General features: G+C 59.8%; 18 protein-coding genes. 6 read left to right on the top strand and 12 right to left on the bottom strand.

Annotated features, from left to right (window positions below; translation table 11 throughout):
- Positions 1 to 268: 268 nt before the first annotated feature.
- The 4 genes from JNN07_12615 to JNN07_12600 form a co-directional block, all read right to left on the bottom strand.
- A complete protein-coding gene (locus tag JNN07_12615; GenBank protein ID MBL9168578.1) occupies positions 269 to 469 on the bottom strand; it encodes a hypothetical protein in 201 nt (66 codons plus the stop codon).
- 63 nt (positions 470 to 532) lie between these two features.
- Positions 533 to 1,597, bottom strand: a complete 1,065-nt coding sequence (locus tag JNN07_12610; protein ID MBL9168577.1) for a membrane dipeptidase — start codon at positions 1,595 to 1,597, stop codon at positions 533 to 535.
- 42 nt (positions 1,598 to 1,639) lie between these two features.
- Positions 1,640 to 3,184, bottom strand: a complete 1,545-nt coding sequence (locus tag JNN07_12605; GenBank protein MBL9168576.1) for an insulinase family protein — start codon at positions 3,182 to 3,184, stop codon at positions 1,640 to 1,642.
- A 20-nt stretch (positions 3,185 to 3,204) separates the two neighbouring features.
- Positions 3,205 to 4,959 carry an insulinase family protein gene (locus JNN07_12600; protein MBL9168575.1) on the bottom strand — a complete coding sequence of 585 codons (1,755 nt, stop codon included), beginning with the start codon at positions 4,957 to 4,959 and terminating at the stop codon, positions 3,205 to 3,207.
- Between the two features lie 421 nt (positions 4,960 to 5,380).
- On the opposite strand from JNN07_12600, the gene JNN07_12595 reads away from it, so the two are divergent.
- From JNN07_12595 to JNN07_12585, 3 genes are all read left to right on the top strand, one after another.
- Positions 5,381 to 5,602, top strand: a complete 222-nt coding sequence (locus tag JNN07_12595) for a cold shock domain-containing protein (protein MBL9168574.1) — start codon at positions 5,381 to 5,383, stop codon at positions 5,600 to 5,602.
- A 113-nt stretch (positions 5,603 to 5,715) separates the two neighbouring features.
- Complete coding sequence (hemW, locus tag JNN07_12590) at positions 5,716 to 6,882, top strand: radical SAM family heme chaperone HemW (protein MBL9168573.1); 1,167 nt, start codon at positions 5,716 to 5,718, stop codon at positions 6,880 to 6,882.
- Positions 6,883 to 6,903: 21 nt separating this feature from the next.
- Positions 6,904 to 7,983: a M20/M25/M40 family metallo-hydrolase gene (locus JNN07_12585; protein ID MBL9168572.1), complete on the top strand. Its 1,080-nt coding sequence runs from the start codon at positions 6,904 to 6,906 to the stop codon at positions 7,981 to 7,983.
- 66 nt (positions 7,984 to 8,049) lie between these two features.
- On the opposite strand, the gene JNN07_12580 is transcribed toward JNN07_12585, so the two are convergent.
- The 3 genes from JNN07_12580 to JNN07_12570 form a co-directional block, all read right to left on the bottom strand.
- On the bottom strand, positions 8,050 to 8,835 hold the full coding sequence (locus JNN07_12580; GenBank protein MBL9168571.1) for a phosphatidate cytidylyltransferase: 786 nt from the start codon (positions 8,833 to 8,835) through the stop codon (positions 8,050 to 8,052).
- A gap of 202 nt (positions 8,836 to 9,037) precedes the next feature.
- On the bottom strand, positions 9,038 to 9,658 hold the full coding sequence (locus JNN07_12575) for a 1-acyl-sn-glycerol-3-phosphate acyltransferase (GenBank protein MBL9168570.1): 621 nt from the start codon (positions 9,656 to 9,658) through the stop codon (positions 9,038 to 9,040).
- Positions 9,655 to 10,224, bottom strand: coding sequence for a CDP-alcohol phosphatidyltransferase family protein (locus JNN07_12570; protein MBL9168569.1), 570 nt, complete (start codon positions 10,222 to 10,224; stop codon positions 9,655 to 9,657). Before JNN07_12570 ends, JNN07_12575 begins: the two co-directional genes overlap by 4 nt.
- A 222-nt stretch (positions 10,225 to 10,446) precedes the next feature.
- Between JNN07_12570 and JNN07_12565 the strand changes: the two genes are divergently transcribed.
- Positions 10,447 to 12,996 (top strand): prolyl oligopeptidase family serine peptidase, encoded by a 2,550-nt coding sequence (locus tag JNN07_12565; protein MBL9168568.1) that lies wholly within the window; start codon positions 10,447 to 10,449, stop codon positions 12,994 to 12,996.
- Positions 12,997 to 13,016: 20 nt separating this feature from the next.
- On the top strand, positions 13,017 to 14,084 hold the full coding sequence (locus tag JNN07_12560) for a sugar phosphate isomerase/epimerase (protein MBL9168567.1): 1,068 nt from the start codon (positions 13,017 to 13,019) through the stop codon (positions 14,082 to 14,084).
- Here the strand turns inward: JNN07_12560 and JNN07_12555 are convergent.
- Complete coding sequence (locus JNN07_12555; protein MBL9168566.1) at positions 14,074 to 14,775, bottom strand: hypothetical protein; 702 nt, start codon at positions 14,773 to 14,775, stop codon at positions 14,074 to 14,076. The two genes, JNN07_12560 and JNN07_12555, sit on opposite strands and share 11 nt — an antisense overlap.
- Positions 14,776 to 14,918: 143 nt before the next feature.
- On the opposite strand from JNN07_12555, the gene JNN07_12550 reads away from it, so the two are divergent.
- On the top strand, positions 14,919 to 15,881 hold the full coding sequence (locus tag JNN07_12550) for an SDR family NAD(P)-dependent oxidoreductase (protein MBL9168565.1): 963 nt from the start codon (positions 14,919 to 14,921) through the stop codon (positions 15,879 to 15,881).
- On the opposite strand, the gene JNN07_12545 is transcribed toward JNN07_12550, so the two are convergent.
- The 4 genes from JNN07_12545 to JNN07_12530 form a co-directional block, all read right to left on the bottom strand.
- Positions 15,832 to 18,876 (bottom strand): c-type cytochrome, encoded by a 3,045-nt coding sequence (locus JNN07_12545; protein ID MBL9168564.1) that lies wholly within the window; start codon positions 18,874 to 18,876, stop codon positions 15,832 to 15,834. The two genes, JNN07_12550 and JNN07_12545, sit on opposite strands and share 50 nt — an antisense overlap.
- A 112-nt stretch (positions 18,877 to 18,988) precedes the next feature.
- On the bottom strand, positions 18,989 to 19,918 hold the full coding sequence (locus tag JNN07_12540) for a glucosamine-6-phosphate isomerase (GenBank protein ID MBL9168563.1): 930 nt from the start codon (positions 19,916 to 19,918) through the stop codon (positions 18,989 to 18,991).
- Between the two features lie 75 nt (positions 19,919 to 19,993).
- Positions 19,994 to 20,794, bottom strand: coding sequence for a PIG-L family deacetylase (locus tag JNN07_12535; protein ID MBL9168562.1), 801 nt, complete (start codon positions 20,792 to 20,794; stop codon positions 19,994 to 19,996).
- Positions 20,794 to 21,837, bottom strand: coding sequence for a Gfo/Idh/MocA family oxidoreductase (locus JNN07_12530; GenBank protein MBL9168561.1), 1,044 nt, complete (start codon positions 21,835 to 21,837; stop codon positions 20,794 to 20,796). Before JNN07_12530 ends, JNN07_12535 begins: the two co-directional genes overlap by 1 nt.
- Between the last annotated feature and the right edge of the window lie 224 nt (positions 21,838 to 22,061).

Here is a 22,061-nt window from a genome sequence, read left to right as displayed (position 1 = left end):
CAGGGTTCGCAACCCACGATGGGGTTGTGGATTCTATGGCGTTTTCCCCAGGGTAGCTCGTTCCTCCCAACCCTGGGCTTTGAGGCGCAATCCCGTTGGGATAGGGAGGAAGCCCTCCGAACTTGTGGGTAATACTCAGAGAGGCCTACAGCTTCTCGGGGACCCAAGGAGAGGGATGCCGGCTCCGCAGGGGGCCCGAAGCGACAGAGGTGTGCCGGAGATGAGCACTACAAACCGCGTCGGACCGCTTTAGGGTCAACGCCCTAGCTCACAACTGACCGCCGGTCAAAGGCATGTAGATCTGCTCCGGACGCGCCTGAGGAACGGGCTTCCAGTCCATGGCCCTATCAACCGCCAGGCGCATCTGACGAAACCACCACTGCGCCCGGTTCCGACGACGCTCATAGCGCACGGCGCGAGCGCCTGGTTGCGTATTCACAAAACTAAGTTCGATTTGTTGAGTAGTCATAAGGTATTGCAGTTTTACTGCGCACACCTTACGACCGGGGGTAGGACAAGGGCGGTCGGGGGCCTAAGAAAGATTTTTATCCAGGAATCGAAGGAAATTCCCGTGCATGATGCCCTCGATGTCGGCTGGCTTATACCCCCGACCCTGAAGAATCTCAGGCAGCCGGGTCAGGTCATGGATGCTTTTCACGTCCGCGGGGGTCTGCTCGGTGCCGAATGCCCCATCGAGATCAGAGCCAATCCCCACATGGTTCGCGTTGCCGGCGATCTGACAAATGTGGTCCATATGCTCCACAATCGCTTCAAGCTTCAGCCCGGTGCCCTCGGGGGTGTGTTGTCCGCGGATCCACCCCGGAACCATCATCCAGGCATCGAATACCGAGCCGATCACGGCGCCGCGCTTCACAAACTCGCGGATCATGTCGTCGCTCAGCTGGCGGTTGTGGGGCACCAGGGTCCGACAGTTGTGATGACTGGCCCAAACGGGTCCGTCGAACACGCTCAAGGCTTCCCAGAAGCTGTCATCGCACAGATGGGTCGCATCCAGAATCATCCCAAGCCGCCGCATCTCGCTCAACAACTCCTTGCCCTTCGGTCCCAATCCTCCAGTGGCGTCCGTGCCCTGGGCATAGCGCCCCAGCCCGTAGTGCGCCGGGCCGATGGCGCGCAATCCCTGAGCATAGGACCTCTCCACGTAGGCCGGTGTGATGATCGAGTCCGCGCCCTCCAAACTCAGAATGTAACCAATCGGTTGCTTGGGTCCGGGATTTTTCCAGGCTTCGACCTGCCGACGCAGGCTGACGCGATCGCGAATCGCGACCATTTCCCCGGCATCCTCCATCGCCCGATACCACGCCAGCTGCCCCTGGGTCTGAGCCCAGGCCTGCTCCACCGAAAACCAGCCCGGCAGCGGGTTGGTTGGCTTCACGAAGCGGGCAATCTGTGTAGCGACACAGATGCCAATGCCAGCACGCCTCATCTCGGGCAACGAAACTGTTCCCCGCCCCCGGTCCGGTTTATCCGTAAGACCTGCCTCCCGACGACGGATTTCGTCCAATGGCCGGGTCAGGTCGCGGTTCCACTCCATCGCGTTCATCGCGAGGTCCAAGTGAGCATCCAGAATCAACATAAGTAAATCGGTCAATGCCAGCCTCGAACACGGGCTGTGAAATTAGGGCTTACCCTCCGTGCCGCCCGCCATGGGCTTCATCGTGAGCGGGTCGCGAAGAGGCACGTCGGTCAGTTTTCCTCCGCCGAGATCCGCGAGCTTAACGGGATGGTCCGGATGCCCCTTCAGAATCTCGTCCTTCTGCCCGACCACCAGGATGACCACCCGGGAGGGATCCAGATAGGTGCGCGCCACGCGCTGAATCGCCGGCTTGTCCACGGCTTCCAAACGCTGTCGATAAGTCGCCCAGTAGTCCGGCTGCTTGGCGAACCTTCCCGTGAACTCCTCGTCGGCGAAGGCATCCGCCACTTGCGCCTTGGTGGCAAAGCGTCGCGGGAGCGCTTCGATGAAGGCTTTTTTGGCTGTCTCCAATTCCTCGTCGGTCACGGCCTCGGCCGCGATCTGGCTCATCTCTTTCAGCACAATGGAAGTCGCATAGGCCACGGTGCGAGATTTGGACTGGAAACCCGCATGAAACGGGGTCGGATAATACGTGCCGCCGCGAAAGACGGAGTAGGCGGAGTAAGCCAGTCCCTCATCGGACCGAACCCGATTCATGATCCGCGACGTAAAGCCCCCACCTCCGAGGATCATGTTCATCATCGCCACCGCGGCGTTGTCGGGACTCTCACGCAGAAAACCCGGGAGCAGAATCGCGACCCGTCCCTGGTTGACATCCTTGTTGACCAGATACACGCCGGGTTTGGCGAAATCCACCGTGCCGGGAACCGGCTGGGCGGCCTCGCCTTGGAAAGGCCAATCGGCGAAGAGTTTTTCCAGCCGGGCCACCATGTCCGCCCGATCGAAATCTCCGTTTACCGCCACGACGAAGTTGGCCGGATGGAACCAGCGTTTATGAAACGCCAGCAGGTCGTCACGGGTGATGCTCTCGACGGAGGCCTGAGTCTCGTGACGGTTCGACCAGAAGGATTCACCGAAGGCGAGGTGGTCCATCTCCCGATCCTCGATACTGGACGAGTCATCATTGCGTTGCTTCATGCTTTGCAGCGTCTGCTGGCGAGCCAGGTCCAATTTGTCCTGCTGCATGCGTGGCTGCGTCAGAACCTCCCGCAGCAGGGTCAAGCCCTCGTCCAAATCCTTGGACAGCAGGTTGAGACTAATCGAACCCTTTTCGCCGGAGACGTCGGAGTTGAGCACCGCGGCGAGGAAAGCGAGGCGCTCTTCCAATTCCTCCGCAGACTTGCTCTGGATCCCGCCGCGGGCCAGAAGATAGCCCGCCAAGTCCGCCAGACCTTCCTTCCCGACCGGATCCAGGTAGGTGCCGGCGCGCACATGAACCACGAGGTTCACGAGGGGCAACTCCCGGTCCGGAACCACGTAGGCGATGGGACCGCTCCGAAGCGGCACCCGGTAATCCTGCGGCTTGGGCGGAGTGTAGTTGAGAGGAGGAAAACTCAGCTTCTCGGGCCGGTCAGGAATGGAAGCGGCCGCGAGAGACGAGCAACCGGCCCACATGGAAAACAATCCCAGCACGCCGACCGCTGCGCCGCGGAGCATCATCGAAGGAAAAAGAGTTAAGAGAGACATAGGTCAAGTTCAGCCGCGGCTTAGTTCTTCTGTTGCAGTTCCTGAATCCGCGCTTCAATCCGCTTGCGGTACAAATTCATGAAGACTTTGCGCCGGGGATCTGCATCCCCAGCCCTCTGCTCCATCCCCTTCAAGGCCTCCTGGAGTTTGGCCAGGCTGGTCTCCGCCTGGATCTGCGCCGCGATCTTGAGCATGACGGGTTTCTGCTCCGGTGTGAGACCTTCAAGATCGTCGCCGCCGCTCGCATTCGAACCCGCCTTGCGGGTGTAGACTCCCACCGCCCGGCGCTCTTTGACAAAATAGTGCTTGGCCACCCGCTGAACATCCGCGGCGGTGACCGCCTGAACCTTGCGTCCCGCCTCATTGATCTCTTTCCAATCGCCGAGACCCTCATTGGAAATCAACTGTTGAAGAATCGGGAAGTTCGAGGAGAGCCGACGGTACTCCGCCGCGGCGAAGTTGTTCTTAACCTTTTGCAGCTCTTCCGGGGGAACTTCGGCTTTTTGCAGTTCTTCCAGCACCCGGTAAATCCCCTCCTCCACCTGCAGCGGGGTTTTGCCATCCCGTGCTTCACCCGCAATGTTGAACACACCCGCCCACTTCCGGCTGAACTGCCCGGCCATCGTCTCGGTGGCCAACTCTTCACCCATCACCAGCTTCTTATAAAGACGGCCGGTGCGGGTGGAGAGAATCTGACCCAGCACCGTCAGCGGATAGGCATCGCGGTGCATGAACGGCACGGTATGCCAGTAGATGTCGACCTGGGGATTGGCCTCGGCTTCGGCGTTCATCCGTTTCTCCGCCGGTTGAGGCATGACCAATGGGACAAAGGGAGGAGGATCCTTCGGCCCGCGGGGAATTCTTTCGAAATAGCGCTGCGCCAATGCAATCGCGTCTTTGGCCACAAAGTCGCCCACGAGGATCAGGGTGATATTCTGCGGCGCGTAGTAGATTCCGAAAAACTCATCAGCCTGAGCTTTCGAAATGCTGGAGATATCGGAGGGGGTGCCGACCGTCGGCCAGCCATAGGGGTGCGACTCCCAGAACAGAGCTTCAAAGCTCTCGGCGAACTTTCCCAGCGGGGTGGATTCGGTGCGCATCCGCCGCTCCTCAAACACGACGTCGCGTTCGGCATAGAACTCGCGAAACACCGGGCGGAAAAGTCGCTCAGACTCCATCCACATCCACAACTCGAGCTTGTTGGCAGGCACGGTGATGTAGTAGCCCGTGAGATCGGTGGAGGTGAAGGCGTTCATGTGGGATCCGCCCCCAGTGGTGTAAATCCGATCAAATTCATTCTTCACCAATATCTTCCTCTGTTCCTCAATCAGCAGCTTGAACTGAGCTTCGAGCTCGCGATACCGAGGCGTCTTGTTCTCCGGCTTTTGCAGGTCGTCCACTTCACCCCGACGGAATGCCGCTCGCATTTTGGACTCCTCCATCCGCATCTCCTCGCGCAGCTTCTCCTGATCAGCAATGATCTGGAGATCCTTGGCATAGTCCTTGGTGCCGAGCGTGGGCGTTCCCTTGAACATCATGTGCTCGAAGAGGTGGGCGATGCCCGTGATCCCGGGTCGCTCGTTCGCGCTTCCCACCTTGGCAACCCAACCGCCCGAGATGCTCGGCTCATCATGTCGCTCGACCAGGAGCAGTTTCATCCCGTTCGAGAGCACATGCTCGGCGACGGGCACCTTTTGTCCAAAAGCCGAAAAAGCCACCAGCAGCCCACAGGGCAAGGCCAGCAGCGACGAGAGGAATTTGGATCGTATCGACATAGTCCCTAGCACACCAGCAAACGCGGTGGAAAGTCAATGCGCGGTGCGGGACGGTGCCGCAGTTCGTCACCCGCACTGTCAGGTGTGAACTCGATCGGAAACGAAACCGCAAACTCGGTCGAGTTCCTGGCTAAGCACCCCACAACTGCCCAAGGCTTCCAGCGGCATCTTCGATCGAAGCCGGGGACTTCATCACATCAAGACTTTCGAGATGGATCCAGCGGCGACCTATGAACGTTTTTGCCGCCACCCATTCTCCTGCCGTTTCCTGAACACAGACTTCAGCAAACTCCTCCTTGACGAATGTTAAAAAATCGCAACTAAATACGGCGCTCGTAGACCACCGCGAGCACGACAATTGAGTCAACGGCTGGTGTTTCCACTAGGAGCGGCCAACTCAAACATGGAAGGAAATTAACTTATGGCCAGTGGCAAAGTTAAATGGTTCGACAACAAGAAGGGTTATGGATTCATCCTTAACGATGCGGGACAGGACGTCTTCGTTCATCACACGAGCATCAAGGGAGCCGGATTCAAAACCCTACAAGAAGGCGAAACCGTAGACTACGAGCTCGTGGACAGCGATAAAGGTCCCAAAGCTCTCAACGTCCAGCGTACCCCAGGCGAACAGCCTCGACTCTGAGCAACCGTTAGAAAGATTCATCGTTCCCCTCCTCCAGGCTTTGTCTTCCCCGATGAGGCCTGGGGGAAAATTAGTAGTTGCGTCGTTGTGTTGTTCGTAGCGTAAGGTTCGGTGTGGCGCCAGAAGCACCCCAGCCGATCTCCTCGTTATACGTGCATGTTCCGTTTTGCGCGCAGAAGTGTCACTATTGCGCGTTTTTCTCGGAAGCCTCCAGCGGCGAGCTCGTGAACCGTTATGTAGCCGCTCTGACTTCCGAGTTGGAGATGGTCGCAGGAGATTTGTCGCCACGCACCGTGTTCTTCGGCGGCGGCACCCCTTCGATCCTCAACCTTCGGCAGTGGGAAGCGCTGCTCAAAACCTTTGCCCGCCTCGGACTGCTGGGCGCGCAGGAATGGACGGTGGAATGTAATCCCGCCACCGTCTCCCTGGACAAGGCGAAGCTATGGCGTGATCACGGCATCAACCGCGTCTCCATGGGGGTCCAATCCCTCGATGAAAACCTGCTCGATCGGCTGGGACGCGTGCATGACCGCCAGATGGTCTTCAAATCCTTCGACATCTTTCGTCAAGCGGGCTTCAGCCAAATCAACATCGACCTGATGTTCGCGATCCCTGGGCAAACGATGCAGGTGTGGCGCGAGACCCTGGCGGAGGCTTTGGAACTAGGCTCGGAGCACCTCTCCAGCTACGAGGTCATCTATGAGGAAGATACCACTCTGTACGATCAGCTTAAGGCCGGCCAGGTGGATGTGAACGAGGAGCTGGCCTGTGACATGTATGAGGTGCTCATCGATGATGCCGGTGCGGCGGGCTGGATGCAGTACGAAATCGCCAACTTTGCCCGAAGCCCAGGCGGATTCATCAACGGCTTCCCTTCCCTCGCTTGCCAGCACAACGTGAATTACTGGCGCGGCGGTTCGTTCTACGGACTGGGTCCCAGCGCCACGGGCTATATCCGTGGAGAACGAACCAAGAATTGGGCCAACACGCAGCTCTACTGCGAACAACTGGAAAAAGGCCGACGAGCGATCGAATCACGGGAAACGCTCTCCTCCTTGGCCCGCGCCGGGGAGACGGCCGCGTTCGGCTTGCGTACCTGCCCCGGGTGGCCGTTCGAGCTTTTCCATCAAGTCACCGGTCACGACCTTCGACTAGAATGGAAAACCGAGATGGAGGATCTGGTTCAACGCGGGTGGGCAACCCGCGATGACGAGGGGTTTCGTCTCACCCGTCGGGGACTCCGCTTTGCCGACACTGCCGCCGAACTGTTTCTGCGATGAGATAAGATGAGATGAGATGCTATGACCACCACCAGCCTCCTCCTGCCGTTTGCTGAGCGCCTGATGAACGCCCCCGCGGCCGCCTACCATGAGCAGGCCGTGATGTCGGAAGTGGAATCCATATGCCAACAGCAGGGGTTGACCTGCGACACGGATGCGTTCGGCAACCGGATTGTCACGGTGAACCACAGCTCCCGCGCACCCAAACTGGCCCTCGTGGCCCACATGGATCATCCGGGATTTGAAGCGGTAGGCCCCCTCACCGAGACGACCTGGGAAGCCCGGTTTCTGGGCGGTGTCGGCGAGGCTTACTTTCAGACAGGCATCCCCTTGCTCGCCTATCCTGGTGGGTATCCGGCGGTGCTGGGAAAGCGGCTTGCCGACGACCTCCGCTTCGAGATCCATTTCGAAGAAGCCCCTGCCGCACCGCCCCGTTTCCTAGTGTGGAACCTTCTCACTCATGGGCGGAAGGATGACCGCATCGAAGGACGCGCCTGCGATGACCTTATCGGCGTGGCAGCGATTCTCGCGACACTGGCAGAATTGAATCGGCTGAAGGCGCCGGTCTCTATCAGAGGACTGATCACGCGTGCCGAGGAAGTGGGCTTTCAAGGAACACTGTTGCTGGCCGAATCGGGAGTAATCGGGCCGGATACGGCCATCGTGTCCTTGGAAACCAGCCGGGAGTTACCTCCGGTGCAGATGGGCAATGGCACCATCATTCGGGTGGGCGACCGCAGTTCGATCTTCGACTCACGCTTGACCCGATTTCTCACGGAAGTGGCCGCCGACCTCCAGACACGGCACCCGGAGTTCCGCTACCAGCGTGCGCTCATGGGCGGCGGAACCTGTGAAGCCACCGCGTTCCAGGAGTTCGGATACCGCTGCGCCGCGCTGTGCGTCGCCCTGGGCAACTATCACAACTGCGGCCCGGAAAGCCGCATCGCCGCAGAGTATGTCTCAGCGGCCGACGCGCAGGGGATGGTCGATCTGCTGGTGGAGGCGGCTCAACGCTTTCCCGAGTGTGACGCCCTGGCCGGACGACTCAACGCCCGGCTGGTCAAATTGGCACGGGAAGCGCGGGTACGGTTGAACGGCTGAACGGATCATGGCTCTCGAGTCGTCGGCGGAAGGAATGGACGGCGATCCGAATCCGAAACAGTGGGCTCAGGTCCAAAGATAGCGCACTATGTGAAAGAAGAGCGGCGCAGAAAAACAGAGAGAGTCAATCCGGTCGAGCATCCCTCCGTGGCCCTCGATGAGCTGTCCCCAGTCTTTGATTCCTCGATCCCGCTTGATGGCGGAGAGCACCAACCCGCCGAAGAACCCCAGCAATGCCACGAGGAAGGAGATGGCAAACGCTTGACCCGAGGTAAACGGTGTCATCCAGGCCAGGAGAGATCCCAGTAGGCTCGCGCTCAGAACCCCACCGATGAGCCCTTCCCATGTCTTGGATGGACTCAGGACGGGAGCAACCCGGTGCCGGCCTGTCAGTTTTCCCCAGACGTATTGCAATACATCACTGCTCTGCACCACCACGATGAGGAAAAGGAGGAGCTGGGAGGAGAGTCCCTCAAACCCAGGCACCTTCAAGCTCAGCAGCATCGGCAGGTGGCTGACAAAGTAAACGCACACCATCATTGCCCATTGCATGCGCGCACTCCGCTCTAAGAACTGTCGATGATCTCCCGCCAACGTGAGGCGGAGTGGGATAAAAATAAACGCGTAGATGGGGATGAAGGTTGCGAACAGTCCATACCACTGGCGCCAGACCAGCCAGTATTGAAATGGAAGAATCACGAAAAACATCCAGAACAGAGCGCGGTGATCCGAAAGGCTGGTAGGAGTGGCCGTCACGAACTCCCGTAAGGCCAGAAAAGAGATCAATCCGAAGATGACAACATTGGCGTGAAATCCCAAACCCAAGCTGCCTCCGAGAATCAGCACCATCATCCACCAGGCGCGAATTCTGGCATTGAGATTCTGAATTGTGCTGACGTTGGATCCCGTCCTACTGGCACGACACGCCAACCCCCAACCGGTCAGCGACGCGAGCAGCAAGACGCCGAGAACGCCCGCCAGCACGCGCTGGTTGGCAACCGTTAGTCCCGGGGGTACTGATAGAGCGAGTTGGATGGAAGAATTCAAATCGATCCTAATGGGCGGGTTGCAAGGCTTGGATCGCACTTCGAGCCCGTTCTAGAAAGGCCTCGCGAGTCTCATCAGGTTCCAACGTGAGCGGCGGTCCAAAGGCGATCGTGGTCAGGAAAGGGATGGGAAGGAACTCTCCACGCGGTAACACTCGATTGAGGTTCTGAAGAAACACCGGGATGAACTCAGTTCCCTCTCGATTCTTCGCCAGATGAAAGAGGCCCGATTTGAAGGCACCAATCTCGCCGGACGAACTACGGGTGCCCTCGGGAAAAACAATGATCGACTCCCCCTTATCCAAAACCTCCTTCATTTGCTCGACGGGATTGTTCTCACGCGTGACCTTCTTCCGATCGATCAAAACTGCCCGAAAAATCTTCGTGGACATCCAATGGCGGATCCCTCCGGCCGTCCAGTAATCCAACGCGGCAACGGGCCGGGTACGGGATCGCAGGGCGGTTGGTAGAGCAGCCCACAGAGCCACGAAATCGAGATGGCTGCCGTGGTTCGCGTAATAGACTCGCGGTTTAAAATCCTCCCTTCCTAGCTCCATCCCCCGGGCGTGAGCCCCAGTGATGAGCTTTACCAAGCCCACGCAGACAGACTGGACAACCGTGTCGATCACGAGACGCGCCCCCGCATCAACTCGCTAATGCCGGATAGTCTTCTTATGCAAGTCACTATCCCCAGGATCACGATGAGAACCAGGGCGACCTGCAGGCTCACCGGCGTGCGGCCCATAAATTGTTCTCCAGCGCCAGTCACGCAAGCTAACGTCAGGAGAGCCATTCGGTGGGGCTTGGCCATAGGCCCTCGAAAATCGTGTTGTCCCACCAAACTGGCGCCCAGCACTCGAACGTAGGCGGTCGAGCAGGCGACCAATGCGGCCGCCCAACCCCAATTGGCCGCCCACGGAGACCACACGCCCGCAGAAAAGCCCGCGCCGATCAAAATCAAGCTATCTGCCACCCGGTCCGGAACCTCGTTGTAAAGCTCGCCGTTCGGGGTCTTCAAGCCACCCTCGACCGCCAACATGCCATCCATCAGGTTGCACCACAGCCGTCCTTGGATCCCTACGACCGCGGCGATCCAGCAACCGACCAGCCACGATCGCTGAGGTGGGTTCCAGGAGGAAACCAGCCACAGACTGCAAGCGGCCAGGGTGGCAAACCCCACGCTACACACCGACACAAGATTAGGGCTGCAGCCGCTACGAAGCAGGAGAACGGCCGACCGCCGGGCCCATAGTGTCGCCCTGGACTTGAGCGGACGCCGAGCGTCTGACTTCCCTAACGGAGGGGATTGTGATCCATGCACCATCAGCCTAGTCTAACGAATACCCCCTCACTGAGGCCAGCCTGGATCTCACTCTTCGATTGCAGTCCCTTCACCAACCCATTTAGGGTTCAGGCCATGTACAGGTTCCTCTCTCACGTGGTCGCTGGCCGCACCATCCGAGTCATTCCGTTGTGCGCCTTGATGGCCATCGCCGTGGCCTCGTACTCCACGATGGCCGCGACGGCTCCTCCTCGCAACGAAACCGTCCTCCGCGAGGGCTTGCTCATCAAGGCGGTGGCCCGCAGCGGCCGAAGCGCGTTTCATACCGACGCAATCGAGGAGCGCATCGTCAGCGGCCGGTGGTCCCTGCCCAAGGAAGGTGAAACGATCGACGTGCCCAACGCGCCCAGCCAGCGATGGGAAAAAGTAAAGGCCGACACCAATGGCTGGTTTGCGAACCTGATCCCTCGCCTGCCCTTCACCAACTCCGGCCCCCGCGGTGGTTACCTCTACCTCCCCTACTCCTCCCCTCGCAACGAGGTGCTCCTCCTCCACGCCGCCGGCCATAGCATGGCCTATGTCAACGGAGAGCCTCGCGCGGGTGACCTCTATGAAAACGGGACGGCTGTTCTCCCGGTCCAAATGCAGTCAGGGTTGAACGAGATCCTGCTGGCCACTGGACGCGGTCGTATCCGGGCAAAGCTGAGCACCCCGGCGGCCTCGGTCCAGATTGCGCTTCACGACACCACGCTGCCCGACATCCTCCGCGCTGACACCACCGACAAATGGGGATCGATCATCCTGATCAACAGCACGACCAACACCCAGGAGCAGCTGGTGCTTCACGCTTCGGTGGATGGCCAACGCACCGAATCCACTTCCGTCCCCGCCATCCTCCCGCTGACCACGCGAAAGGTGGGCTTTCGCCTCCGTCACTCCGGGGAATCCCGCACGAACCGAGCCAGCTTGGAGCTCACTCTCACCCGGCGCGGAGCGCGATCCAAACCGATCGACACCGCGAAGTTGTCGCTTCGTGTCCGTGAACCGGATCAAAGCCACCGGGAGACATTCGTGAGCCAGATCGATGGGAGCGTGCAGTATTACGCCATCACGCCAGCCCGCCCCGTAAGCCCCGATCGCCCCGCGCGGGCCTTGGTGCTGAGCACTCACGGCGCCAGCGTCGAAGCCCAAGGCCAGGCCGAAGCGTATGCCCCCAAGCCCTGGGCGCATGTGGTCGCCCCCACGAACCGCCGGCCCTATGGTTTCGATTGGGAGGACTGGGGACGCTGGGATGCCATCGAGGTCTTGGAACACGCTCAAAAGAAATTCAACACAGATGCGCAGCTTACGTATCTCACCGGCCACTCCATGGGCGGCCACGGCACCTGGCAGCTGGGTGCGACCTTCCCGGACCGTTTTGCGGGTATCGCACCGAGCGCCGGTTGGATCAGCTTCTTCTCCTACGCCGGTGGACGTCGCGATGAGAGCACCAACGCGGTTCGCGCGCTGCTCCAGCGATCCACCGCATCCAGTGACACGCTGCTCATGGCCAGCAACTATCTGAACCATGCGATCTACATTCTCCACGGCGACGCCGATGACAACGTTCCCGTGTCGGAAGCTCGCACCATGCGCAAAGTCCTGGAGCCTTTCCATCGCGACTTCATGTATCACGAGCAGCCGGGAGCGGGCCATTGGTGGGGCAACCCCTGCGTCGACTGGCCCCCGATCTTTGACCTGTTCGCCCGTCATCGCATTCCCGACTGGGTGTCCAAGCGCGCGGTTCACTTCACGACCGTCAACCCTGGAATTTCCTCTTCATCTCACTGGGTCGCCATCGAAGCGCAGGACCAGGCGCTGGCCAAGAGCATCATTGACATCGCTTGGGATCCCAACGCTCGCACCTTCACCGGCAACTCCGAAAACGTGCAGCGGCTCCGGCTCCAGACCACGCAGCTAAAGCCAGGCAAGCCGGTCCAACTGAAGCTGGATGGACAGAGCGTGACTAACGTCGCTCTTCCTGGAAACGGAGCGCCGCTCTGGTTCTCGCGTCAGGACGGAAACTGGCGACAGGTCTCTCAACCTCCGCCCCGTGTGAAAGGCCCGGTCCGCTCCGGCCCGTTCAAGGAGGCCTTTAATCACCGGTTTCTGTTTGTCTACGGCACCCAGGGGACCGCTCCGGAGAATGCCTGGGCGCTCGCCAAGGCACGGTTTGACGGAGAGGCTTTTTGGTATCGGGGCAACGGGAGCATCGACATCATTCCCGACACCCAGTTCCGCGCCAAGGACTACCCCGACCGCGGGGTGATCCTGTATGGCAATGCCGACAGCAACAAAGCCTGGCGCGAGTTATTGCCGAGCAGCCCGGTCCAGATTCGACGCGGGCTGGTGCAGATCGGGAATCGGTCTCTTTCGGGAGATGGTCTGGCCTGCCTTTTCCTGCAACCCCGTCCGGATAGTGACATTGCCTGCGTCGGAGTCGTGGGAGGCACCGGAGTGGCGGGAATGAAGCTCACGGACCGAGTTCCCTACTTTCTGGCCGGCGTAGCCTTTCCAGACTGCACCGTCTTCGGTCTCGAGAGCCTGAGCCAGGCCGCGGATGGAGCCCGAGTGGCCGGATTCTTTGGAACTGACTGGAGTGTCACCCACGGAGAATTTGTCTGGCGCGATGAACCTGCTCGTTGAGCAAAAAACCCACCGTTCCTATGAAAAACCCTGCACCACACCCAGATGGCTCGGAGCAATCCGCCTCGCCCAATCTCAACCGACGCGAGGTCATCAAGAAAAGCCTCGCCGCCCTGAGCGCCGCCGCACTCGCGGCGTCTCCTGCGCCCGCCGCGGCGGCGGAGGCATCGGCTGGCCAGCCCGATGCCCGGCGGCTGTCCCCCAAGCGTTACGACATGAAGAAGTCGATCAATCTGTGGGCATTTCCCTACCCCCAGCGGATGAATCTGCGAGAGTGCCTCCAGTTGGCCAAGGACGCGGGATTCGATGGAATCGAGCTGAACTACGATCTCGACAATGATCTTTCTCCGAAGGCGACCACGAAGGATTACCAGTCCATTCGCCGGATGGCCGATGAGATCGGAATCGCCATCAGCGGTCTCTGCTCATTTCTCTTCTGGCCGTATCCCCTAACCAGCAACGATGTCACCAAACGCGAACGCGGCATCGAACTTGCCGGAAAAATAGCGCAAGCGGCTCATGACCTGGGAGTGGAGAACGTGCTGGTCGTTCCTGGTGCCGTTCACATTCCCTGGCGAACCGACCATGAGCCCGTTCCGAACGACGTGTGCGATCAGCGTGCTCGCGATGCGGTCCGACGGCTGGCCGACGGAGCCGAGAAACTCAAGGTGTTCCTCAACATGGAGAACATCTTCTTCAACGGCTACCTCATGACGCCCATGGAGATGAACGCGTTCGTGGACAGTTTCCAGAACCCTCATATCAAGGTTCATTTCGACACCGGCAATATCTCCATGTTCCAGCACGCCGAGCACTGGATCCCCATTCTGGGCAAGCGGATCCAAAACATTCACTTCAAGGAATACACGAAGAAGGGAACCGACTACTCGCTCGAAACCTTCCGTCCTTTGCTCGACGGGACGACCGATTGGCCGGCGGTGATGGAGGCTCTCAGTCAGGTTGGCTACCGGGGCTATCTCACCTTCGAATACTTTCATCCGTACCTGCACTACCCCGAGGCATTAATCTACCAAACCTCCGATTCGCTGAATCGGATGCTGGGGCGACCCGTGGGTATCAAGGCTTGACTGAACGCGGGCGCTGACGTCCGCCCCCGCCGCCGCGATCGGGTCCCGCCGAAGTGGCGGCACGCATCCGAATCACGAGACCGTCGATCACTTCGCTCTGTTGACGAGCTTCGAAATAGGGCCAGTAGGCCTGCAAGGCCGAGTTTTCGAGCGCCTTGCTGGGCTCCAGTTCGGCAACGTCGGCAGGAACGGAAAGGCTGAGGAGCAGTTCTGCCACACGCTGGCGGGCCCCCTCGGCTTGAGCGCTCTGATCGCCTTCAGCCAACTCCTCGCGCAAGAGGAGCGCCTCGAGCTGCCCAGCCATCTGATCCAAAGCTTCCCCATCAGGAATTTTGTCGGCCAGCCGCTCCACCATGGCAACCATGTTGGATTGGCGGAGTTCTAAATCGTGTAGACGCTCCACCCAATCGAGCTCAGACACGGCCACGGGAGAGGATGGAGTTCGTCCGGTCCCAGGGGATTTAGTCCCGACCACACCCTGCAACTGCCGAACGCTGGTTTTCAGGTCTTGGATCACCTCATCGCGCGCGTCGAGCTGAGCGCGCAAGGCTGCGATGTCCCGCTGAGCCGCGGCTGAAGCCTGGTGAGCTCGCTGCCGCACGTCCCAAACAGCATACGCGCAGAAAAGGATGACCACCCCGGTGAGAAGGAATCGCTGGGGTCCGCTGGCTGGGTTGGAGGGACCGTTCATGTGTCCCGGCACTCTACGCCGGGAATGCGGGCTGTAAAGGGGGATCGGCCCCAGGGGATTTTCGAGGCAGGGCTGCCGTCCTCAAAATCCTCCTAGGCTTTTGTCCCCGGTTACAGCAGAGTAGCCAGTGACACGCCCCCTCCATGAAGAGTGTCGAAGAGCGACAGCCGGTTGTTCTACTCACTGGCGCCAGCGCCGGGCTAGGCCTCGCCTTGTCCAAATTCCTCGTCCAAACTCCTTATCGGCTCATCCTCACCGCCCGCGAATCCTCTCTGCATCGCTTTGCCGCCGCTGGGATTCGAGAAAACGAACGGGTAAGGATCTATCCATTGGATGTCACTCTCATCGCCCAACGCGAAGCGGTCGTGGAGTTTGCCCAACAGCTCTGGGGCGGCGTCGACATCCTGATCAACAACGCCGGCATCGCCTATCGGGCCGTCAATGAACACGTCACCGATGCGGATCGACTCGACCAACTCAACGTCAACTATCGCGGACCTCTGGGATTGATCCGCCTGGTTCTGCCGGGAATGCGTCAGAGACGAACCGGACGTATCGTCAATATCTCATCGGTCGGAGGCATGGTGGCCATGCCGACGATGGCGCTCTACAGCGCCTCTAAGTTCGCCCTCGAAGGAGCGACGGAAGCTCTGTGGTACGAGGTGCGGCCATTTGGCATCAAAGTGACCCTCGTGCAGCCCGGATTTATCCACTCAGAATCCTTTCGCAACACGCGTTACACCCCCCTGAGCCGCATCGCGATGTCGAATCCAAACGACCCTTACCAGGCACACTACCGTCACATGGCCGGGTTCATCACCCGCTTCATGGAGCGCACGCGAGTGACTCCGGAAGATGTGGCACGGCGGGTGCTAAAGGTGCTTGAGGCGCGCAACCCACCGATTCGCGTCGCCGCCACCCTCGACGCTCACCTCTTCGCTTGGATGCGGCGGTTGTTGCCCCGCTGGCTCTACCACGAAGTGCTCTACCACTGCCTGCCGGGAATTCGCGATTGGGGCCAGGCGGTTCCGCCGCCGCCGGAACCAGCCGAGGCACTCAATTCGAGGTCAGAAACTTCAACAGCTCCACCTGCTCACGGTCGTTGAGTGAATCAAGCAGGCCTTCGGGCATGAGGGATAGCTCACTCGTGGTTCGACGGGAAATGTCCCCGGTCGGGACCACCACTTCCTGAGCTGAAGTCCGCAACGTGAGCGAGTCGGGACTGCTGTTGACGATCATCCCGGTGAGAACATCTCCTTGCTTCGTCTCGACGACTGTTGCCTGAAAATCGGTCCCAATGACCGCGTTGGGATCAATGATGTTCTCTAGAAAATAGCGAACCCCGTGGCGCCCTGCCCCGGTTAGCTCCGGGCCGACGCGAACCCCTTCTTGTCCCAGGCGGTGGCAGGCCGCACAGAGCTTCTGGAAATGCTCTCGCCCGGCCCGCGTATCATAAGCCCAAAGCGGCGCTTCGTTGAAAAACTTTTCCAGCTGGACGATCTTGGATTCTTTTTCCGCACTGGTTTGTCCGAACTTCCCCCACGATGCAGCCACCCGGCGCTCGATCTCGGCATCGCGCAAGCTAACCAGGGAACGAACATGAAAGGCCGTCAGCAACTCGCGCTTGATCCGCCCGGCCGCCACAGCGTCAAGCAAGGCCGATCCAAAGGACACCCGCCGAGTGAGCGTGCCCAAGGCCGCCGCCTGATCCACGGAATTGAAGGAAGGAATGCGCTGGATCAACGCCGGCGCTATCGAGGTGTCGGCAAACCGTCCCAGGACCGCGAGCACCCGCGAGCGATAGGAGGGGTCGTCCAAAAGTTGAAGGAACACAGGCACCGCCTGGGCGTCCAAGGCCTGGCTGAGCACATTGAACGCGTGCGCTCGGCTCTCGGCATCCGATGCCGGATTCGAGAGGGTGTCGCGCAGCCGGGGAAACGCGGTGGCATCGCCGAGCAAGGCGGCTATGGCTTCGGCTTGGCGACGAATGGAGACCTGGGTATGCGCGTACAGCGCCGGAGCGACCGCTTTCCATTCCGGGGGCATGCTGACTCGTCCCCGTGCCGAGAGGGCCAGTTTCAGCCCAGCGAGCCTTTTGCCCAACTCGCTCTCCGGAATCCCGCCCAGGCTCGCCAACGACAGCGGCAGCCCCTCGGCTCCCGACCGAGCAGCATACCAATAGATCCAATCGGCGATCCCCGGTAAGGCAGCCTTCTGGGCGAACTGGATGGCCCGTCGGACATCTTGAGCCATGAGGGGAGCCATGCCATGCCAAACCAAAGCGGGAAGGTTGCGATCACTCCGATCCTCCCCCCGGAGCGCCAACTGTTCCAGAACCTCCCAGGCCAGGTCGGCCGAAATTCGCTGCGCCGCTGAAGCCAGCGCGAGTCTCACCGCCGCTGAACCATCCTCGCGCGCAAGACGGAGCCAACTTTGGTTGAAGGACGGCGACAAGGATCGACGGTCCGCCAAAAGCTGGATTGTCCACGCACGGATCATCTCATCGCGATCTTGCAAACAAGCCAAGGCCAGCTCCGCCGAAAAGTCGCCCACGGCATGCAAACTCCACAGCGCCTTCAGGCGGGCTGATTCGGAAAGGGACTTATCTTCCAACCAGCGTCGCAACTCGTTACGCGCCGAGCGCTCTATCGCACGCGCCACCGAGCGCTCATGCAGCAACTGCCGGGCGTGACGCACCTGCCACTCGTTCTTGGAGCGATGAAGCTCCACCAGCTCCAGGTCAGTCTTGGCTTCCAGGTTGACCGCGACCGGACGGAAGGTGGACTCGTACTGCACCCGATAAAGCCGGCCGTTGCTGCGATCCCATCGCTCGGTGTTCGGGTTGTGGCAGTGCTGGATATCATACCAGTCAATGATGTACACAGCTCCATCCGGACCATACTGAAGATCGACCGGAACATACTTGGGATCCGTGCAGAACAGCTGGTCTTGACCCGCGTGAACCGTCTCGTATCCGGAGCCAAGCCGCCGGTTCACCTGATGGTTGATCTGATGCCCTCCCAGATTGTGTGTGAACAGATGGCCGCGGTAGGCGTCGGGCCAGTTGTCGCCCAGGTAAATCATGGTCCCCACATGCGAGTGTCCGCCGTAGATCGCATCGCTGCCGGGAGCGCCAGCTCCCCCCGCACCATGATCGTATCTTGCTGAGGCGAGCAGGTAGTTTCGGAAGTCGGGAAATTGGGCCGGAGGATCCGCGACAATAAATGGGGCGTAGTTGGCATTGGCCTGATTCCAGAACTGACCTCCTTGAATCACATGAGTGGTGCAGCCCCGGCCAAAATAGCTGCGACAGTGAGTCATGAAGATCTGACCGCGCTCATCGAAGTCCAGTCCCCATGGATTGCTACCCCCATGGGCAAAGACTTCGAACTCATGGCGAACCGGATGGTACCGCCACACCCCGGCCCGCAACTCCACCCGCTCGGCATCGGTGGACCCTGGCTTGCCGATCTTGGCAAAGTTGAAGACACCTTGGTTCCCGTAGAGCCAGCCATCCGGCCCCCACAGGAAGCTGTTCAGGCACTCATGGGTGTCCTGGTAGCCAAAGCCATCGAGCAGAACAACCGGAGGTGAGTCGGGAACATCATCCTGATTGCGGTCCGGAATGAACAACAACTCAGGTGCGGCGCCCACCCAAACTCCGCCAAATCCAAGTTCGAACCCGGACACCAGGTTCAAGCCCTCAGCGAACACTTTCTGAGTCGCGAAACGCCCGGAGCCATCCCTGTCTTCCAGGATAAGGATTCGATCCTTGCCTTTGCCCGCTGGCTGCTTTTGCGGATAGGTGTAAGCCTCGGCGATCCAGATCCGGCCTCGATGGTCGAAAGCGAAGGCGATGGGTTGATGCAGATGGGGTTCAGCGACCAGCAACTCGGCTCGGAAACCTTCCGGCAAGTACATCTGCGCCACGGTCTGCTCCGCGGGGGTGCGCGGAGGAACAGGCATCGGGTTCGGCTTCAAACTCCGCAACACCGGGCTGGTTTCCAGGCGTTTGACTTCCGGGAGGGCTGGCTCCGCCAGCGCGCTTCCGGCGATCCCTATACAACCGAGCCAGCCGATGCATCTTCGAGCCCATCTCATGCTATGAAGGTCCATATCAGGCTTCCCAGGATGCTGAGTCCGGTTCCAGATGCAAGCCGGAGCTAGCGGACCGCCGGCCTTAGGATGTCGTTAAGCAGGATCTCCGCCTGTTTCAATGCATTTGAACGTCGCAGGTTCCGATGCCTCCACGATAAAAGTTAAACTGCACGTTGGGATGTTGAGCCAGTAGCGACATAGGAACGGCGGTGTCCACGATGCCTTTGGCGATCATGAGGGTCGTGAGGCGCTGACCGAACGGGTTGTCATGATTTCCGGCATGCCAGATGGACACCTTATCGGCTTTCCAGGTCTCCACCGGCCCCACACTGATGGCCTGGGTCGGAATCATCGAGATATTCCCACCTCCTGAGGTGCGGGCATTCTGAGCGACCGTCAGGGGATGCAGGTCAACCATCCGCGTGGCCAGCTTGCGGTAGTCGGCCGCCGATGGGGGTGCGCTCTTGTACTTACCCACCCGGCGCGCCGGATCGTTGAAGGCCCAATGCTTCACATCCCCCTGCCCACCCTGCATCACGCAACAGCGAACTCCGGCATCCCAAGTCTTGCGGAAGGCGGCAGTGTCCGCCTTGGGAAAATGCAGCTGACGGTCCGGCATCACGAGTGACCGATCGATTCGGCTAAAGCACAAGTCGCGATCCGCCTTCTCGAAGGACAGAGGATGACTCACGGAAACCTCCCGACCATCAACCGCCCATTCGTCCATGCCCCAGAAGTGCGCCGAGTGGAGCTTTAAACCGATGGCGTTGACGATGCGCGCCACCAAAGGAAGCTGCTCGGTAGGACCAATGGGGCCGCAAACGCCCGTCGGGTTGTCGGGGGTGGACTGCTTCCAGGCGCTGATATACTCCAGCGCCTCGGCGAGATAAAAATCCTCCAAGGTATCATAGAACACGACCCGGAACCCGGGTCGCGACAATTTCAACATCTGCCGGGGCGTCAGCGCGGCGGCATCGCGAATCAGGTCATGGTCCAGGGTGGTGTAGTCCCACCAATCGGGGGCAATGGAGCTCAGTTTGCGCATAAGGTTAAAGGGAGAAGATAGGAGGACCGGAGTGGATGGAGTGATCGACGCGGATGACCGTCGGCCTACTCCGACTCACACGCCCACCTCCTGCCGTTTGGAGTAAGCCGGGTTGAGGGCATAACGTTTTTTGAGGAGCTTGCGGAGCGGATCGGCACCCTCGGAACAAAAGCCGGCCGCCAAATGCCGCCGCCAGCCTTCAGCATAGCGATAACAACGCGATCGCCGACCCAGCTCGCGGGAAAACTCCTCGATGGTGGCCAGATACGAATCCATTCCTTGAGACACATCCAACCATTCCTTTTGGCTGCGATGGGCCGCGGCTGCCTCACGCTTTTGTGGCAGGACCGACTCGATATCAACGTAGGACTCCGGGATGACGCGGTTGCCTAAGGGATCGCGGAGCATGTGAGGCAGCGCGTGATAGATGGTCACCTCGCCACTGACATGGGGACGTCGGGGGGACGTCATAAAGTTCGGAATGCCCCGTGCGAATGCCGCGCTGACCGCCAAGCGGCAGGTGTTCGTGTGATCTTCCATGTAATCCACTGGAGAGTGGGTCAGGAGGATGTCCGGCCGCACCTCCCGCACCACGGCGGCCATGCGCCGGAGGGTGCGCTGATCATAAAAGATCTCCAGATCATCCGCCAGACTCGGATGCCATTCCGCGCCCAGCAACCGGGCGGCTTCCCGCGACTCAGCCCGGCGAATCGCCCTGGTGCGGGCGGCGGAATGAACGCTGCTCCCGCAGTTGCCGCTGGAAACAGTCATGTAGTGCAGATCACAACCGGCCGCCTTCAGCAGGACCAGTGTGCCGCCCATCATGAACTCAATGTCGTCCGGATGCGCGGCGACCGCGAAAACCGTGAGGCCCATCAGAGCTTAATGTCGCGAAGTTTGACCGGCTTGCCGCCCGCCGCAGCGGATTTGTCGGCGGCGAAAATAACCCGATGCGACTGCAGCGCATCCTTAAAGCTGGTGAGCGGCATGTCTTTACCTTCGGCCAGCGACTTGAAGAAGGCTTCGAACTGGGTCTGGTAGGGATGATCCGCCACGTCGCCTGAATCGATTGGATGGATGCTCAGCTGGCTCCAGTTTTTCTTGTTCAGCGAGGCGATCTTGTTGGTGTGGATCTTTCCATCCAGCAGACTGCCCTCGCTGCCCACCAAGTGGACGTGGAAGTAGTAAGGCTGGAAACAATCGATCACGGAGGCGCACTTACCCACCCGCCCGTCGTTAAACTGAATCAACGAGGTCGTCGTCGTGGGATACTCGTACGCCTTGAAATATTTGTGCGACGAGGAGGTGTTCAGGCTCGTGACGCTCTCCACCTCGCCACCCATGCACAGCAACAAGGCGTCCAGGGCATGACATCCCGCGGAAAGAAGACTGCTGCCGCCCCCGCGCTTCTTCACGTTCCAGCGATACTGACCATACCAGGGTCCGACCCCGTGATAATAATCCACCTCGCCATAGTGCACGCGCCCCAGCATGCCGTTGTCGATCACCGATTTGATGGTGAGGAATTGGCCGGAGTAACGAACTTCAAAACAGACGCAGGTCTTGATCTTGTTCTTGCGGATCGCGGCATCGATGGCCAGGCAATCCTTCCAGGCGAGCGCGATGGGCTTTTCCAGGATGAAGTGCTTGCCAGCCGCCGCGGCGGCCAGCGCGTATTTGGTGTGTTCCCACGGATAGCCGGTGATATCGACCACATCCAGATCCGACTGCGCTAGGAAGTCCTTGAGCCGGGTGAACGACTTGACGGGATAGCCGTATTTGGCGGTCAGCTCTTTGTCGTCCAAGGGACGTGAAGAAAGAACGGAAGTCACACGGCCTAAGCCGGTGTTGTTGATCGCTGCGATATGCGCGGTCGCTGCCCATCCGTAGCCGATGATTCCTACGTTGTAAGGTTTCATGTCAATATTGGGGGGGACGCTAGCGGGAAAGCCAGCGGATGGCTAGATCTATAGAAAGCGACCGATCGGACAGATCAAAGAGGTCAGATCCGAATGGCGGTTAGTTAAGTCCTAAGCGTTTTTTGGAGAGACGTTTGCGACGAGGAGGATTGGGGAGGTTTGAGAGCATGTATTCGGCGGTTATTTGCTGCATTTGGAGGAGCGTTTCCCAGACCTTCCGTTGG

The organism is Verrucomicrobiales bacterium, from assembly GCA_016793885.1.
Lineage (GTDB): Bacteria > Verrucomicrobiota > Verrucomicrobiia > Limisphaerales > UBA11320 > UBA11320.
This window is presented reverse-complemented; position numbering and strand designations above follow the sequence as displayed.